The sequence below is a fragment of the Micromonospora saelicesensis genome (genome assembly GCF_900091575.1).
Taxonomy (GTDB): Bacteria; Actinomycetota; Actinomycetes; order Mycobacteriales; family Micromonosporaceae; genus Micromonospora; species Micromonospora saelicesensis.
Map to the genome: position 1 here is coordinate 1579737 of NZ_FMCR01000001.1, position 16157 is coordinate 1595893.

General features: G+C 71.7%; 17 protein-coding genes. 4 read left to right on the forward strand and 13 right to left on the reverse strand.

Going from position 1 to position 16157, the window contains the following annotated elements; genetic code table 11:
- Nucleotides 1-32: 32 nt before the first annotated feature.
- The 3 genes from GA0070561_RS07475 to GA0070561_RS07485 are packed head-to-tail and all read right to left on the reverse strand — an operon-like array spanning nt 33 to nt 3492.
- Nucleotides 33-1736 carry a DUF4153 domain-containing protein gene (locus GA0070561_RS07475; RefSeq protein ID WP_091396838.1) on the reverse strand — a complete coding sequence of 568 codons (1704 nt, stop codon included), beginning with the start codon at nt 1734-1736 and terminating at the stop codon, nt 33-35.
- On the reverse strand, nt 1733-2815 hold the full coding sequence (locus GA0070561_RS07480; RefSeq protein WP_091396842.1) for a sensor histidine kinase: 1083 nt from the start codon (nt 2813-2815) through the stop codon (nt 1733-1735). The genes GA0070561_RS07475 and GA0070561_RS07480 overlap by 4 nt, the downstream gene beginning before the upstream one ends.
- Complete coding sequence (locus tag GA0070561_RS07485; RefSeq protein WP_091396845.1) at nt 2812-3492, reverse strand: response regulator transcription factor; 681 nt, start codon at nt 3490-3492, stop codon at nt 2812-2814. The genes GA0070561_RS07480 and GA0070561_RS07485 overlap by 4 nt, the downstream gene beginning before the upstream one ends.
- 183 nt (nt 3493-3675) lie before the next feature.
- Between GA0070561_RS07485 and GA0070561_RS07490 the strand changes: the two genes are divergently transcribed.
- Nucleotides 3676-4227: a Uma2 family endonuclease gene (locus GA0070561_RS07490; protein ID WP_167362343.1), complete on the forward strand. Its 552-nt coding sequence runs from the start codon at nt 3676-3678 to the stop codon at nt 4225-4227.
- A 92-nt stretch (nt 4228-4319) separates the two neighbouring features.
- On the opposite strand, the gene GA0070561_RS07495 is transcribed toward GA0070561_RS07490, so the two are convergent.
- From GA0070561_RS07495 to GA0070561_RS07515, 5 genes are all read right to left on the reverse strand, one after another.
- Complete coding sequence (locus GA0070561_RS07495) at nt 4320-4982, reverse strand: DUF5701 family protein (protein WP_091396851.1); 663 nt, start codon at nt 4980-4982, stop codon at nt 4320-4322.
- Between the two features lie 66 nt (nt 4983-5048).
- Nucleotides 5049-5810, reverse strand: a complete 762-nt coding sequence (locus GA0070561_RS07500; protein WP_088950711.1) for a LytR/AlgR family response regulator transcription factor — start codon at nt 5808-5810, stop codon at nt 5049-5051.
- A 23-nt stretch (nt 5811-5833) separates the two neighbouring features.
- Entirely contained in the window at nt 5834-7060 is a 1227-nt protein-coding gene (locus GA0070561_RS07505; RefSeq protein WP_091396854.1) for a sensor histidine kinase, read from the reverse strand.
- A gap of 39 nt (nt 7061-7099) precedes the next feature.
- A complete protein-coding gene (locus tag GA0070561_RS07510) occupies nt 7100-8671 on the reverse strand; it encodes a sugar transferase (protein WP_167362353.1) in 1572 nt (523 codons plus the stop codon).
- Between the two features lie 264 nt (nt 8672-8935).
- Complete coding sequence (locus GA0070561_RS07515) at nt 8936-9796, reverse strand: Fpg/Nei family DNA glycosylase (RefSeq protein ID WP_091396860.1); 861 nt, start codon at nt 9794-9796, stop codon at nt 8936-8938.
- Between the two features lie 80 nt (nt 9797-9876).
- Here GA0070561_RS07515 and GA0070561_RS07520 point away from each other — a divergent pair, with 80 nt between their 5' ends.
- Entirely contained in the window at nt 9877-11148 is a 1272-nt protein-coding gene (locus GA0070561_RS07520) for a glycosyltransferase (protein WP_091396863.1), read from the forward strand.
- A gap of 160 nt (nt 11149-11308) precedes the next feature.
- On the opposite strand, the gene GA0070561_RS07525 is transcribed toward GA0070561_RS07520, so the two are convergent.
- The 5 genes from GA0070561_RS07525 to GA0070561_RS07545 form a co-directional block, all read right to left on the reverse strand.
- Nucleotides 11309-12031, reverse strand: coding sequence for a CDP-alcohol phosphatidyltransferase family protein (locus tag GA0070561_RS07525; protein ID WP_091396866.1), 723 nt, complete (start codon nt 12029-12031; stop codon nt 11309-11311).
- Nucleotides 12006-13073, reverse strand: coding sequence for an iron-containing alcohol dehydrogenase family protein (locus GA0070561_RS07530; protein WP_091396869.1), 1068 nt, complete (start codon nt 13071-13073; stop codon nt 12006-12008). The genes GA0070561_RS07525 and GA0070561_RS07530 overlap by 26 nt, the downstream gene beginning before the upstream one ends.
- A complete protein-coding gene (locus GA0070561_RS07535; RefSeq protein ID WP_091396874.1) occupies nt 13061-13792 on the reverse strand; it encodes a phosphocholine cytidylyltransferase family protein in 732 nt (243 codons plus the stop codon). The genes GA0070561_RS07530 and GA0070561_RS07535 overlap by 13 nt, the downstream gene beginning before the upstream one ends.
- 78 nt (nt 13793-13870) lie before the next feature.
- Nucleotides 13871-14638, reverse strand: a complete 768-nt coding sequence (locus GA0070561_RS07540) for a hypothetical protein (RefSeq protein WP_091396877.1) — start codon at nt 14636-14638, stop codon at nt 13871-13873.
- Nucleotides 14635-15084: an NUDIX hydrolase gene (locus GA0070561_RS07545; protein ID WP_181539502.1), complete on the reverse strand. Its 450-nt coding sequence runs from the start codon at nt 15082-15084 to the stop codon at nt 14635-14637. Before GA0070561_RS07545 ends, GA0070561_RS07540 begins: the two co-directional genes overlap by 4 nt.
- A gap of 112 nt (nt 15085-15196) precedes the next feature.
- On the opposite strand from GA0070561_RS07545, the gene GA0070561_RS07550 reads away from it, so the two are divergent.
- Together GA0070561_RS07550 and GA0070561_RS07555 are read left to right on the forward strand one after the other, a co-directional pair.
- Nucleotides 15197-15589 carry a CBS domain-containing protein gene (locus GA0070561_RS07550; RefSeq protein WP_091396882.1) on the forward strand — a complete coding sequence of 131 codons (393 nt, stop codon included), beginning with the start codon at nt 15197-15199 and terminating at the stop codon, nt 15587-15589.
- A gap of 83 nt (nt 15590-15672) precedes the next feature.
- Nucleotides 15673-16131 carry a nuclear transport factor 2 family protein gene (locus GA0070561_RS07555; RefSeq protein ID WP_091397569.1) on the forward strand — a complete coding sequence of 153 codons (459 nt, stop codon included), beginning with the start codon at nt 15673-15675 and terminating at the stop codon, nt 16129-16131.
- The last annotated feature ends 26 nt before the right edge of the window (nt 16132-16157 follow it).

The window sequence follows — 16157 nt, forward strand, 5'->3', positions numbered from 1 at the left end:
GCCCGCCGTACGCGATTGTCAAGCGTTCATGCTCACCAGCGTTGCAACCCGAGGCAGTGGGTCACGCTGGCGCTCACCGGGGTCGTGTCGAGAACCCGCCGGGCGCGTTCCCTGCCGACGTTCGCCTCCCAGAAGCCGTCCCGGGGCAGCTCGGCGGCGATCTGCCCCAGCGCGCAGGAGCGCATCGGCTCGGGCAGCCGATCCAGGGCCGGTACGGCGTCGGCCGACAGACCGGACAGGTAGCTGACGTCCAACCGGCCGGTCTCCAGGTACCGGTCGACGTTCCGCTCGGCGATCAGGCGATCCGGGTTGAGAAGGGCCAACCCGAGCAGCGCCAGCACCGCGGTGCCGACCACCAGCCGGGGGAGCCATTCCGCCCGCAACCGCGCCACGGCCACCCCGACCAGGACGAAGAGCAGCCCGAGCCAGATCTCGATTGTCGACACGACGAGCCGCAGCCGGGTGGCACCGTACGCGTCGGCGTAGACCTGCATCCGGTAGAGCGCCGAGGCGACGATCACCAGACTGAGCACTGTGAGCGTGCCGAGCAGTCCGCGGACCAGCAGCCGGTCTCCCCGGGTGGCCTTCGGCGCCCGTCGGGCGGCGATCGCGATCACCAGCAGGGTGAGCGCGGTGACGGCGAGCAGTTGCCAGAACCCGCCACGGGCGTACTGGGCGTAGGTGAGCCCGGCCGTACGCAGCACGTGCCCCGCCCCGCCGAACAAGACCGTCAGCTGGACCAGCACGAACGCGGCGAACAGAGCGTCGAGCAACACCAGCGGGAGGGTCCACTCCAGCCGGTGGGCCGGCCGTGACGACGCCGGTCGCAGGCCCTCCAGGTCGGGTGGGCGGGTGACCAGGTACGCGCCACCGAGCAGACCACCGCCGATCAGGATCAGCCGCAGCAACCAGCCGATCACACCGGCCGGCGCGATGTCGGGCAGCAGACCGCCGACCAGGTTGGCGAAGACCGCGTCGGCGGAGGAGAAGAGCAGCCCGAACAGCGTCAGCAGGACGGCGGACACCGTCAGGCTGGTCACGATGCGTCCGAACCCGATCCCCGCCCCCGCCGACCGGTTGGTGCGCACTCCGCGTACCGCCCACGGGAGCGCCCGTACCGTCGCAGCCGGTGGCAGGGTCATGGCGACCAGCATTCCGAATGGGCTTCGCCCGCCGGTTACCGCGAGCGTCGCGGTCCCCACCGCTGCGATCAGGCAGAGCGCGAAGAGCCAACCGGCGGCCCGGAACGTGCCGACGGCGATCAACGCGACCGTCGCGGCAGCCCAGGCGGCCTGCGCCACCCGCCCCGGTGCCCCCGTGGCACCGGGACGGGCGGGTTCGGCGCCGGTTGCGGTGCCGGGCTCGGTCGGCGCGGTGCGGCCCGCAACCGGGGAGGACGTCCCGGACCTGACGACCGCGGCGGTGCTGAGGGCGGCCGTGGCGGCCAACGCGGCGACCAGCCAGCCGAGGCTCGGACGAACCATCGTGAGCGCCGAGGCGCCGACGACGGCCGCCGCCGTCGACGCCACCAGCACCGTCGGAACGGCATTGCCGGACGGCCCCGGCCAGCGCCGCGCGATCATCGATGGTGGCCGGGGCAGGATCGGTGCGGCCGGAGCTGCCGGGGGCCGACCGGCCGCAGGCGGTGCGGCCGGGCCGGGCCTGGCGGTCGGGGCGACCTGCGCCGGCCCGGTCGGCCCGGTGGCCGGGAGGGGGGTGCTGCCGGGGCTGGTCATGCGGCCTCTTCTCGGTATGGCCCGTCGCACGGGATGGTGACCTGAATGCGGCAGCCGGGCCGGTCACCCCGGTCTGGTCCGGCGGGATCGAGGACACCGATCCGACCGCCGTGTAGTTCGACGACCCACCGGGCGATGGCCAGGCCGAGCCCGGTCCCGCCGCCGGCCGACCGGTCGCCGCGGGTGAACCGCTCGAACACCCGGGAACGCTCGGCCGGCGGAATGCCCTGGCCCTCGTCGCTCACCTCGAAGCGGAGCTGGTCGCCGTGTTCCTCGGCGCACACCCGTACCGTGCCGCCCGGTGGGCTGTGTCGGGCCGCGTTGTCGAGGAGGTTCGCGAAGACCTGGTGCAGCCGCCACGGGTCCGCGTGGACCGTCAGCGGTGTCGGCAGGTCTCGGAGCTGGAAGCGCACGTCCAGACCGGCGCCGGACGCGCTGGCCGTGGCGTGCTCCACCGCCTCGTCGAGGAAGTCCCCCACGTCCATGCGTACGCGCCGCAGCGGCACCACCCCGGCGTCGAGTCGGGACAGGTCGAGCAGGTCGGCGACGAGGTGCCCGAGCCGTTCGGTCTGGGCCAACGCCGAACGCAGCGCCGCGGGTTCGGGGTCGGCGACCCCGTCCACCATGTTCTCCAGCACGCCCTGCAACGCGGTGATCGGGGTACGCAGCTCGTGCGAGACGTTGGCGATCAGCTCGCGTCGACGCTGGTCGGCGGCGTGCAGATCCTCGGCCATCTTGTTGAACGCCTGGGCCAGCTCGCCGACCTCGTCCCGGGAGGTGGCCCGTACCCGACGTGTGTAGTCGCCGCGGGCCATCGCACCGGCGGCCGCCGTCATGTCCCGCAACGGCGAGGTCATGCCGTGGGCGAGCACCTGCGAGGTGAGCAGGGCGACGGCGATGGCGGTGGCCGAGGTGACCGGCGGCGGCCAGCCGATGCCGTACGAGAAGTAGGCCAGGCCGGCCGCACCGGAGGCGACCAGCAGCACACCCAGCTTCAGCTTGATCGAGCGCACCGGGTCCAGCGGTCGGGGCAGTAGCTCCAGCACCCGGTCCAGCCGGGTGAGCACTGTCGCCGTCATGACGGCAGCTCCAGGGCGTAGCCGACCCCGTGCACAGTGCGGATGAGGTCGGCACCCAGCTTGCGGCGCAGAGCCTTGATGTGGCTGTCCACGGTGCGGGTGCCGCTCCCGTCGCCCCATCCCCAGACCTCGGCGAGCAGACGTTCCCGGGGGAGCACAGTGCGGGGCCGCCCCGCGAGGTGGACCAGCAGGTCGAACTCGGTCGGGGTGAGGTGCACGTCCGCGCCGGCCCGGCGGACCCGTCGCTCGGCCTCGTTGATCTCGATGTCGCCGAGGCGGATGGCGGGCGGTGCGGGAGTGGCGGCGGCCCGCTCCATCCGACGCAGCAGGACATGCACCCGGGCGGTGAGTTCCCGCATCGAGAACGGCTTGGTGAGGTAGTCGTCCGCGCCGACCGCCAGCCCCACGAGCAGGTCGGTCTCGTCGTCACGGGCGGTGAGCATCAGCACCGGCACCGGCCGGTCGGCCTGGATCCGGCGGCACACCTCAAGGCCGTCGAAGCCCGGCAGCATCACGTCGAGGACGACGAGATCCGGCTGTCCGGCGTGGAACTGGGCGACCGCGCTGGGCCCGTCCGCCGCGATCTCCACAGTGAAACCCTCGGCCCGTAGGCGGGCGGCGATGGACTCGGCGATGGTCCGTTCGTCCTCGACCACCAGTACCCGGCGTGCGTTCATGGGTCCTGACTGTAGGGAGCGGCCGTGGAGATCAGTGGTTTGCGTTGTGAATAACCTGTGGAGAACCGGTCGCGGCTGTGGATAACTCGGGGATCATGCCGGCTGGCGTGTGGGAACTCCGGAGGCTCGTTGTGGACAACCGACTGAGCTGTCAGGGTGGTCCGGTAGAGAGGAGGTGTGACGGTGACCAACCCTGCCCGGCCCGGCTGGGGTGATGCCTGGACGGTGGACGACCTCCAGAGCCTCCCCGAGGACGACCAGGTCTACGAGATCTTCGACGGGAGCCTGCTCGTGTCCCCCCATGCGGACGTCTTCCACGGCGCGGTCGCCAATCGCCTCCGCCGGATCCTCGACCGGCAGGCCCCCACCGGTGTGCTCGTTGGTCAGGACATCGGGGTCAGCGCGAAACGCTCGTCGTACTTCGTGCCTGATCTCTTCGTCGCCAGTGAGAGCGCACTGGACAGCGGCGGTGCCGCGCTCGACCCGGCCAACGTGCTCCTCGTCGTCGAGGTGATCTCGCCGAGCAACGCCGGCCGTGATCTGGTGCTCAAACGCCACGAGTACGCGGCCGTCGGCATCCCGCTCTACTGGCTGGTGGAGCCCCGCAAGCAGACCCTGACCGTGCTGGTGAGTGGCGCGGGCGGTTACCGCGAGCAGGCCGTTCTGGCGGTCGGCGAGGTCTACCGCACCGAGCAGCCGTTCCCCCTCGCCCTGCCGTTGGCCGACATCTTCTGACCCGCCGGGCTTGATCCACTCGAGGTGCTGAAAGTCGGGCCGTCCGGGCCGGTGGGACGGCCCGACTGTCAGCGACCCTCGGCGTCCGACGGTCACTCCAGGCCGACGCGCTCCGGTCGGGCCGAGGCGGAGCCGAGCCAGGTGTGCGGGTTGCCGTACCAGCACCAGCCCAGCTTGGGTGCGCCCTGGCTGATCCAGAGCGCCGGCACCCGCTTGTCCCCGCAGCGGGAGCCGACCAGCGAGAAGCACCGGTTGCTCGCCAACGCGGCCGGGTGCAGTGTGATGAAGGCGAGCCCCTCGTCGATGCTGAGCGGCAGTCGACCCTGGGCGGTGATCCCCTCCATGGCCGTGGCGGGTGCCAGGTTGCGGTACTCCTCGCCCCGGTCGACGTCGAAGAGCAGGTACGCCGGACCGGCCGGCACCTCCAGCTCCTTGATCGGGTCGAAGCGGGGCAGGTCGTCCTCGGCGTAGTTCCGGTCGATGACGCCGGGCTTGCGCTTGCCGGCCAGGGTGGTCAGCTCCACCCGTTCCGGCACACCGATCAGGTCCCGGGTGATGATCAGCAGGAACGGCACCCGGGCGTCGGTGGGGGCGGGCAGCCCGGCGCTGCCCTCGGCCGCCCTGGCCCGCAGTGGCACGACCAGGTCGCGGAAGGCGCTCTCGGTCAGCCCGGCGAGGGCGGGGTAGCCGAGCTGCACCAGTCGGTCGAGTTGGCTGTCGAACTCGGATTCGGCGTCGAACGGGGTCTCGGTCACGGCAGGCCTCCCGGAAGTCGTACGGACTAGCGTACAACGTACGGTAGGGCTGCTTCCATTCCTGGCTCAGCGACTCCAATCCTGCTTCGCGGCCCTGACCAGCTTGTCCTTCAACTCCCGGGTGTGCCGCCGGCTCACCGGCAGCTCGGTCGAGTCGATCACCACCACGTAGCCGGAGTTGACCAGCCGCAGCTCCGCGATCAACTTCAACTGCACCAGGTACGACCGGTGCACCCGGACGAAGCCGGCATCCGCCCAGCGTTCCGCCAGCGTGGCCAGCGAGACCCGCACCAGGTGCGACCCCTCCGCGGTGTGCAACCGGGCGTAGTCACCCTGCGCCTCCACCCAGCGCACCGCCGACCGGGGCAGCATCCGGGTGGTGCCGGCCAACTCGATGGGGATGGTCGGGTCCTCCTCCGCGCGGGCCAGCGCCGCCGGGTGCGACGGCACCACCCGCGAGCCGATCACCCGGCGCAGCGACTCGGCCAGCCGATCGGCGCGCACCGGTTTCCGCACGTAGTCGGTGGCGCCCAGATCGAAGGCGTCCACCGCGCCGTCGTCGTACGCGGTGACGAACACGATCGCCGGTGGCCGGGCGAAGCGGCGCAACACCCGGGCCAGCTCCATGCCGTCCAGGCCAGGCATCCGGATGTCCAGGAAGACCACGTCCACGTCGCCGTCGCGCAGCAGCCGCAGCGCCTCGGTGGCATCGCCGGCCGTGTGCAGCCGGGCCACCCGGGGGTCGGCCCGCAGGTGGTACGCCAGCTCGTCGAGCGCGGGCGGCTCGTCGTCCACCGCGAGGACGCGCAGGAAACCGGACGCGTTCACCGCACCCGTCCCGGTTCGCTCGCTCACGACCCTGCCCGCACGCCGGGGTGGAACTTCGGCACCCGCATGCTCACCTTCGTGCCCGAGCCCAACCCGGTCTCCACGACCAGGCCGAACCGGTCCCCGAAGACCGAGCGCAACCGCTCGTCGACGTTGGAGAGGCCGACGTGCTGGCCCGTGTCGTCGCCCGGGTCGCCGGTGCCGCGGGCCAGCTCGGCGATGCCGGCGGTCAGCGTGGTCGGATCCATTCCCACTCCGTCGTCCTCCACCGTGATGTGGCATTCGGCTCCCGCGTCCCGGGCCTCGATGCTCACCATGCCCGTGCCCGGCTTGCGGGACAACCCGTGGCGAACCGCGTTCTCCACCAGCGGCTGGAGGCAGAGGAACGGCAGCGTCACCGGCAGGACCTCCGGGGCGATCTGCAACCGCACCTGCAACCGGTCGCCGAACCGGGCCCGCTCGATGGTCAGGTAGCGGTCGATCGACCGCAGCTCCTCGGCCAGCGTGGTGAACTCCCCGTGCGCCCGGAACGAGTACCGGGTGAACTCCGCGAACTCCAGGATCAGCTCTCGGGCCCGCTCCGGGTCGGTGCGTACGAACGAGCCGATCGCGGTCAGCGCGTTGTAGATGAAGTGCGGGCTGATCTGCGCCCGCAACGCCCGGATCTCGGCGCGGGCCAGCCGCTCCCGCGACGAGTCCAGCTCGGCCAGGGCGAGCTGGTTGCCGGCCCAGTGCGCCGTCTCCAGGGTGGCCTGCACCAACCCCGGAGGCGGCGGGCTGTCGGCGACCGCCACCAGCGCGCCCACCACCCGGCCGTCCGCCCCCAGCAACGGTGCGACCACCGCCCCGCGGACCGGGCAGTCGACCCGGTCGCAGTGCAGTTCCTGCTCACCCAGCACTGTCGAGCGGCCGCTGTCCACCGTTCGCCGGGCCGCCGCGAGCAGTTGCTCTCCATGGTGCGTGCCGCGCCCGTCCAGGGCCAGCAGCCGGTCGGCGTCGGTGAGCGCCAGCCCGACCGCGCCCACCAGCGCCCGCAGATGCCGTACGGCCTTCGCCGCGCCCGCCTCGCTCAACCCCGCTCGCAGCGGCTCGGCGGCCAGGCCGGCGGTGTGCAGCACCTCGTAGGTGGCCCGCTGGGTGGCGGTGGCGATGCCACGGCGGGCTCGCAGTCGCAGCACCGCCAGCAGGGCTGCGGTCAGCGCGGTGACAAGTGAGACGACGCCGACCACGGCGGAGAGGTTGGCAGCCACGCAGCGATCCTCGCCCCTGCGAGCCGGCGCGCCAACCCTCTAGTACGCGCCCTTGCGGGCGAGCACCACCCCGACGGTGCGCCACAGGATGCTCAGGTCGTACGCGAGCGACCAGTTGTCGACGTAGTAGAGGTCCAGTCGGACCGACTCGTCCCAGGACAGGTCGGAGCGGCCGGAGACCTGCCACAGCCCGGTCATGCCGGGGCGGACGAGCAGTCGGCGCCGCACGTCACCCAGGAAGTCACCGTCGTCGGCCGGGAGCGGACGCGGCCCGACCAGCGACATCTCGCCCCAGAGCACGTTGATCAGCTGCGGCAGCTCGTCCAGCGACGTGGCCCGCAGGAAGCGACCCACCGGGAAGACCCGAGGGTCCTCCTTCATCTTGAACAGCATGCCGTCGGTCTCGTTCCGATCGACCAGGCTGGCCAGCCGGTCCTCGGCGTTGACGTACATGGTGCGGAACTTCCACACCCGGAACGTGCGCCCCTCATGCCCCACCCGGGGCTGGCGGAAGAAGACCGGCCCGGGGTCGGAGATCCGGATCGCCACGGCGATGGCCAGGAAGAGCGGGATCAGCAGCAGCAGGCCGAGGCCGGCGGCGACCCGGTCCATCAGGTTCTTGGCCAGCAGCGCCGGCCCGGAGAGGGTCGGCTCCTCGACGTGCAGCAGCGGCAGACCCTCGATCGGCCGGATGTGCACCCGGGGGCCGGCGATGTCGGTGAGCTGTGGCGCGACCACCAGGTCGACGCCGGAGCCCTCCAGTTGCCAGGCCAGCCGGCGCAACTCGCCCGGCTCCGCGCTGGCCGACCCGCAGACGGCGATGGTGTCCCCACCGACCTCACGGACCAGGGCCAGGACGTCGCGTCCGGCGTACACCGGAACCGGGGTCGGCATGCCCCGGGCAGCCGCGTACCCGTCGGTGATGTGGATGGCGACGGGCATCAGCCCGGCGGCCGGGCTGCGGGTGACCGCCGCGTAGACCTCCAGGCACTCGGGCAGGGTGCCGACCAGCACCATCCGGTGCGCGGCCTGGCCGGCCCGCCGCCGGATGTAGTGCAACGCCCAGCGCGCCACAAAACGACCCCAGAGGATCAGCAGCGTCGCCCCGACCAGCGCCGTGCCCACGGTGAACCGGGAGAGCTGGGTCACCGTGGAGAAGGCGAGGAACGAGACACTCGCGGCCACGGTCACCGAGGCACGGATCACCCGCTTGAACTCGTCCGGGCCGAGCCCCAGATAGCGCCGGTCGTACGCGCGGTTGCTCCAGAGGATGATCACCCAGCCGAGCGGGAGCAGCAGGTAGGAGACGGTGTGGAACCACGTCGGGTCCTGTTGGGTGCCGGAGAACCCGGAGGCAGCCTGGTCGAAGAGCTGGATCGCGATCCAGCTGGCGAACGCCGCCGCGCCGAAGTCGAGCAGCAGCAGGATCGCGATGTAGGGGCGGTGCCAGCGGGAGACACGGCGTCGCGCCCTGGTCCATGCCGACCGGGGTACGCCGTTGTGGGACGGCGGCGTCGGCGGCTGGATCTCGAAGCTGTCGACGTGCCGCACGAGTCTGCTCCGGCCTTCGTTGGTTACCGGGCGCTGGAGGCTTGCCGTCACCTCACCCATGTCCTCCCGCATGACACGGGCCGCTCACTCGGCGTGAAGGCCCGGGTCGCCCACCGTCCCAGTCTCCCACGCGGCCTCCGACCGATCGTCGCCCCGAAGGAGATTGGCGACCGACGGTGCTGGCGGGATCTGGCCGGCTCCGCACCATTTCAGAAGCCGGGGACCGGGCCACTATACCGATGGATGCGCGCGTGGCGAGAAGGGCGGACCGGAGCTTCCGCTCAGGGAGGACGAATCCGCTACGTAGTCCTGAAGTGCAATTACTCACCGTACGAGGCGAGACAACCGACGGTCAGCGAGCGGCTTGCCGCCGGTCTGGCAGGTGGGGCAGTACTGGAGGCTGGAGTCGGCGAACGACACCTCGCGCACAGTGTCCCCGCATACCGGGCAGGGCAGCCCGGTGCGCGCGTGCACCTTCAGCCCGGAGCGCTTCTCGCCCTTCAGCTCCGCGGCCCGCTGGCCGAGGGACCGCTCGACCGCGTCGCCGAGGACCTGTCGGGTGGCGGCGTGCAGGGTGGCGATCTGGGCGTCGGTGAGCCGATCGGTGATCGCGAACGGGGACAGCTTCGCGGCGTGCAGGATCTCATCGGAGTACGCGTTGCCCACGCCGGACAGCACCGACTGGTCGGTCAGCACCCCCTTGACCTGCCCCCGCCTGCTCCGCAGCCGCTCGGCGAAGAGGGGCAGATCCGCGGCGAGCGCGTCCGGGCCCAGCTTGGCCACCCCGGGGACCTCCGCCGGGTCGGTGACCAGGTATGCGGCCAGCTTCTTCTGGGTGCCGGCCTCGGTGAGGTCGAAGCCGGACCCGTCATCCAGGCGTACCCGCACCGCGATCGGGCCCTTGCCCGGACGTAGCGGGGTGGTGGAGGGGAAGGCCTCCCGGTAGTGCAGCCAGCCTGCTCGCGCCAGATGCACCACCAGGTGCAGGCCGCCCTCGAAGAGGACGTCGAGGAACTTGCCGTGCCGACCGGCGTCGATCACCGCCCGGCCGGCGACCTCGGTCGGCGCCGGTTCGTACGTCTTCAGGGCGCTGATCGCGGCGATCTCCAGTCGATCGACGCGCCGCCCCACCGCGCGCTGACGCAGGTAACCCGCGAGCGCCTCAACCTCCGGTAGTTCGGGCACGACACAACGGTAGCCTTCTTTCCCGTGAGCGTGAGGAATGAGCTTGCGAGTCCCGCAATCGCGAACGAAAGGCAAGCTCCGTGAGAATCGTGGTGGCACACAACCGGTACCGGGAAGCCCAGCCTTCCGGTGAGAACACGATCGTCGACTCGGAGATCGCTCAGCTCACCGCCGCTGGCGTCGAGGTGCTGCCCTTCATTCGCAGTTCGGACGAGATCCCGTCGATGTCGAAGGCGGCGAAGGCGCTGTTGCCGATCTCGCCGATCTGGGCGCCGCGCGCCCAGCACGATCTGAGCCGGCTGCTCACCGAGCACCGACCGGACGTTCTGCACCTGCACAACCCGTACCCCCTGATCTCGCCCTGGGTGGTGCGGACCGCGCACCGGCACGGTGTGCCGGTAGTGCAGACGGTGCACAACTACCGGCAGGTCTGCTCGTCGGGGATCTACTTCCGAGACGGCGTGATCTGTCAGGACTGCAAGGGTCGGGCGTTGGGTGTGCCGGCGATCAAGCACCGCTGCTACCGCGACTCGGCGGTGCAGAGCGCGCTGATGGCGACCACCCTGGCCGTGCACCGGGGCACCTGGCGTTCGGTGGATCGGTACATCGCGCTCACCTCGGCGATCGCCGATCACCTCCGCGACTACGGCATTCCGGACGAACGCATCGTGGTGAAGCCGAACTCCGTACCCGATCCGGGTCGGCCGGTGCCGCTGGGTGACGGGTTCCTCTACATGGCCCGGCTCTCCCCGGAGAAGGGCGTCGACCTGCTGCTGGACGCCTGGCGTCGGCACCCGGTGGGTGCGCTGGGCACGCTGCGGATCGCCGGTGACGGTGAGCTGCGCCCACTCGTGGAGGCAGCCGCCGCCGAGCGATCCGACGTGGTCTACCTCGGTCAGCTCGACCGGGCCGGCGTGCAGGCCGCCGTCGAGGCGAGCGCGGTGGTGATCGTCGCCGCGATGTGGCACGACGTGCTGCCCACCGTGATCATCGAGGCGTTGGCGAGCGGCCGGCCGGTGCTCGGTACGGCGTTGGGCGGCATTCCGTACCTGGTCGGGGCCGACGCCCCGCACGAGCCCGCCGGCACCGGGCCCGCCGAGATCGCCTCCGCGGTCGCCGGGGGCGCTGGCGGATCAGCCATGCCGGCGGGGATCGGTCTGGGCGAGGCCGGTTGGGTGGTGGCCCCGGAGCCGGCCGCGCTCGCGGCCGCGCTGCCGGTCGCCCGCGCCGGTGCGTCCGGGCTGACCCTGGCCGCCCGCGCCCGCTACGAGCGCATCTTCCACCCCGACGTGGTCACCAAGCAGCTCATCGACATCTACGCGGGCCTGGCCCGAACCCCCAACCACGTCTGAACCCGGTCCCGCCCGCGTCGGCCCGCCGGGCATGATCGCGCTCGATCCAGGAAGTAGTCCCATCCGGCTGCTCCGAGGCCACTACATCCTGGATCAAGCGCGATCTTGGCCCTCCCGCGTGGATCTTGCGGACGGGCGGCGCGCGGGGGTGAGGGGCTGGTCAGCGCAGGGAGGCGCGGGCCGAGAAGGCGATGCTCGCCAGCAGGAAGCCGCCGTTGACGATCGTGAAGGCGACCATCACCCAGAGAACCAGCGCGGGGGCCACGGCGAGCACCACGGCGGCCACGAACACCACCGCGCCGTAGTCGCGGACCAGCTTCACCAGGCGCACCGGCAACGAGGTCGAGGTGACCATGCTGGCCGCGTTCGGGCCGGCCTGCATCACCGACGTCACCAGGTTGACCATCCAGGTGCCCGCGAAGGTCGCCACGAGCCAGGTCGGCGTGCCCGGCTCCTGCGCCACGGCGGTGGCGGCCAGGGCTGCCACCAGGGCGATCTGCGCGGCCACGTCGCAGAGCACGTCGACGCGCGCGCCGGCCGCGCTGCCCTGGCCGGTCACCCGGGCCAGCTGCCCGTCAGCGCAGTCCAGGGAGTACGCCACCTGCCAGCCGACCAGGGCGAGCAGGCCGACCACCCAGGCCGGTACGTCCCCGGCGGCGACCGGCCCGGCGAGCGCCACCACGGTGACCGAGGTGGCCAGCCCGAGCACCAGGTTGGTGATGGTCAACGCGGTCGGTCGCAGCCCGAGCCGCTGGGCGACGAGCGCGAAGACGGCCCCCAGCCACTGGCTGATCGACTCGCTGAACAGGCCGCCGCCCCGGTTCACCCGGTGGAAGTCGGCGACGGTGGGACGGGGGTCAGCCAAGCTGGTCGCGGATTGCACCGGCGTAGTCTGCCAGCCGCTCCCGGGTCTCGGTAGGCGACAGTGCCAGGTGTTCGAGGATGGTGTACCGGTCCGGCCGGGTACGTGGTGCGAACTGCACCGCCTCGATGAACTGGTCGTCGGTGAGCGCCACCTCGGCGGGAAGCCGGGGCAGACCGTGCCGGGCGAGACAGGCCGACATCTCCCGGAAGCGGCGGAGATCTCCGCGCAGCCAGGTGCAGAACAGCGCACCCAGCCCGGCCAGCTCGCCGTGCGAGGCGGTCCCCGGAAAGAGCGAGTCGACCGCGTGCATGATCTCGTGGCAGCCGCCGCTGCACGGACGGCTGGTGCCGTCGACAGCCATCGCCAGGCCACTGGAGATCAACGCCTCGGCGAGGACGATCACGAAGGCGTCGTCGCTCATGTCGCCGGGGTGGTTGAGCACCGCTTCGGCGCCCGCCCGCGAGAGCGAGGCGGCCAGCCCGTCGACCGGCTCACCGCGTACCTGTCGGGACAGCTCCCAGTCGGCCAGCGCGCTGATGTTGCTGATCACGTCGCCGATACCGGCCCGGTTGTGCCGGTCCGGGCCGCTCTCCACGAAGTCCAGGTCGACGATCACCCCGATCGGGATGTGGACGCCGTAGGAGCCCTTGATCCCGTCGGTGATCAGGCTGGCCACCGGGGAGGCGATCCCGTCGTTGGCGAGGCTGGTCGCCACCGACACCATCGGCAGCCCTCGGCGGGTCGCCGCGTACTTGGCCACGTCGATGGTCTTGCCGCCACCGATGCCGACCACCGCGTCGTACGACCGGGAGCGGAGTTTGCCGCCCAGGTCGTCGGCGGCGTCCAGCGTCCCGCCGGAGACGGTGAACACGTCCGCCGAGCGCAGTGACGGTCGGATCAGCTCCGCGATCTGGGCACCCTGACCCGGGCCGACCACCACCGCGACGTCGCCACCGGAGGAGATCCGCCCGTCGGCCAGGATCGCGCCCAGGTCGGCGACCGCCCCGCGTCGCACGTCGATGTGCAGCGGGGTGAGGACGCTCCGAGCTAGTAGCGGCACGCGATCTCCCGCGCGCGGGCCAGGTCGGCGTGGTTGTCGACCTCGACCCACGGGACGTCACCGATCGGCGCCGCCCGCACCTCACCGCCCCGGTCGGAGAACTCCTGGTAGCCGTCCTCGTAGTAGAGGTTCGGGTCCCGCCGCCAGGTCGCCTCCAGCGCGTCGGCGAGGGCGTCGGCGACCTGCGGTTCGATCAGCGTCGCGCCGATGTACTCCCCGTACGCCTCGCCCGGGTCCATGATCTTGGTGATCCGGGTGAGCTGGCCGGCGGCGTCGAAGGTGGTCTTCATCTCCTCCTCGGCCAGCGGCTTGAGGGTGTCCACGGCCAGCAGGATCCCCGGGCCACGCTCGGCGAGCAGGGTCTTCTCCACGCTCACCGGGTGCACGGTGTCCCCGTTGACCAGCAGCACCCCGCGCGCGAAGTACTCCCGGGCGAGCCAGAGCGAGTAGGCGTTGTTCCACTCCTCGGCCTTGTCGTTGTGCACCAGGGTGAGCGTGACCCCGTACCGCTTCTCCAGGTCGGCCTGCCGCTCGCGGACCGCGTCCGCCGCGTAGCCGACGACGATCACGATGTCGGTGAGCCCGACCTCGGCGAGGTTGCCCAGCGCGATGTCCAGGATCGTCGTCTCGCCGTCCACCGGCACCAACGCCTTGGGCAGGGTGTCGGTGTACGGGCGCAGCCGTCGTCCCGCTCCGGCCGCGAGCACCATTCCGATCATCGCGACATCCTCCCTAGTCCTGCTCCCGTCACCGGTGGAGGATAGCGCCGGCCGGGTGCGCCGCTCCGGCCAACCGGGTCAGCCGGGCAATGCCGCCAGGTCGGCGAGCATGCTCAGGCGCTCCTCCGCGCTGAGTGCGGCGTACGGGCCGGCGGCCCGCCGGTCGGTCTCCAGTTCGATGGCGAGTCGCTCGGGACCGGCTGGCAGGGCGGCGATGCTCGACGCGGTGTGCCCGGCGGCGGTCCAGGCGGCGGCGTGCGCGTCGGCCCGGTGGTGTCGCAGCGTGCTGAGCCGGTTGAGCAGCAGAACGCCCGACGGGGTGCCGTCCGGCTCGTACGGGGGTGCCAGCGCGGCGAAGGCCGAGGCGACCGGGTCCGGCTCCTCGTCGGCCAGCACCAGGGCGTACGACAGCAGTCGGCCGAGCATGGCCACCAGCCGGGCCACCCGGTCGTCGTGGCCGGCCCACAACTCCTCGGTGACCTCGGCGTGCACCTGGTACAGCTCGGCGAGGAAGGCGGCGCCCCGCTCGGTGGCGGACAGGGCTCCGTCCGGACCGCGGTAGATCATCCCGTGGGCCACCTGCTTGTCCACGGTCCGCCGGCAGGCGACCGGGTCCTGGTAGCGGGTGATCGCCGCGAACCCAGGCCCGTCGACAGTGCCACCGGGTGCGGCCAGCCGGGTGCGCAGGTCGACCAGGAAGCCGGTCGCCGTGATTCCGCCGTAGCGCTGGGACAACTCGGCGCCACCACCGTCCCGGCCGGCCAGGATTCCGGCGCGGAAGGTCCGGTCCACGGCCGGCGCGAGCAGCCCGGCGATCCGGTGGGGCGCCAGTTCGACGGTGTTCACAGACCGATCGACCGCAGGACGGCGAAGCCCTCCTCCGCAATCCGCCGGATCAGCCCGTCGTTGACGTCGCGGTGCTCGTCGAGCACTGTCACCTCGTGCTCGGCCAGCCAGCGGTACTCGGTGTGCTTGCCGGCCTCCAGCATCGGGCGGTCGAGGTCACCGTCGACGCGGACCAGGAAGTCGTACTCGGTCCGGGCCAGGCCGTCGTCGCCGACGTAGCTGTACTCGCCCACCTGCCCCAGGACGTGGGAGAGGACCCAGCCGGTCTCCTCGGTGATCTCCCGGCGCATTGCCTCGTCGATGTCCTCGCCCGGCTCCACGTGGCCGCCGACGATGTCCCAACAGTTGGGAAACAGGCGTCGGTGTGGTGAGCGGCGCTGAAAGAAGATGCGGCCGTCATGGTCGACGATCAGCGCGCCGGCGCAGCGCAGGGGCTCGGTGGACACCACCCGACAGTAGCCAGCGTCCGCAGCTTGTGCGATGCCGCTCTTGTCCCGGAAACATCCACCGAGCACCATGTCCGTACCGAATGCCACCGTCCCAAAGGGGTGATGTGTGATGCAGGTACGGGATGCGATGTCCAGCCAGGTCCTCGTCGTCGGTCCGGAGCACACGCTCCGCCAGGCGGCCCGGATGATGTCGGCCCGCGGTGTCGGGTCGGCGGTCGTGATCGACCCGGATTCTGAGGGTGTGGGGATCATGACCGAACGTGACGTGTTGAAGGCCATTGGCGCCGGCCTGGACTGCGATGTGGAACGCACCGGCGCCCACCTGACCTGGGACGTGGTCTACGCGGGGCCGGAGTGGACGGTGGCCGAGGCCGCCGCCGCGATGGCCCGGGGCGGATTCCGGCACCTGGTGGTGCTGGACGGCCAGGAGGTGGCCGGCGTGATCTCCGTGCGGGACATCATGCGGGTCTGGTCGGAGAGCCAGGCGGTCGCCACGACCTGACCGGGGGTGGTGTGCGGGGCCGGATCGATGGGTAGACATCCCTTGCGGGCGCGGAGATGCCGTGGCCCGTGGGGGAGGTCCCGATGCGCGACGCGGAGCGGCTGGTCGAGCAGCAGTACGACATGCTCCTGCGTCGGGACGTGGCCCGGCTGCCGGATCTCTACGCCCCGGAGGCTTTCTACTCCATGCCGGGCGTGACGGTCCGGCCGATCGAGCTGCCCGCGCTGCTGCGCACCTGGACCGGCGCCTTTCCAGACCTGCGGGTCGACCCGATGGGCGTGGTCCGCACCGGCGGTGGCGCCGCCGTCGAGCTGCGACTGACCGGCACCCACACCGGCACCCTGCATACGCCGTACGGCACCGTCGCGCCCACCGGCCGGCTGGTGAGCTGGGAGGTGGCCGACGTGGTCCGGGCCCGCAAGGGTCGGATCACCGCCTGGCGCTCCTACTTCGACTGGAGTCAGCTCCTCGACGCGCTCGGCGTGCAGTTGGAGGGACTTTCCCGGGCCGCGCAGCACGACGCGCTCGCCCTTCCGGTCTGATCTGCCGCCGACCGGCCCAGTGGGGT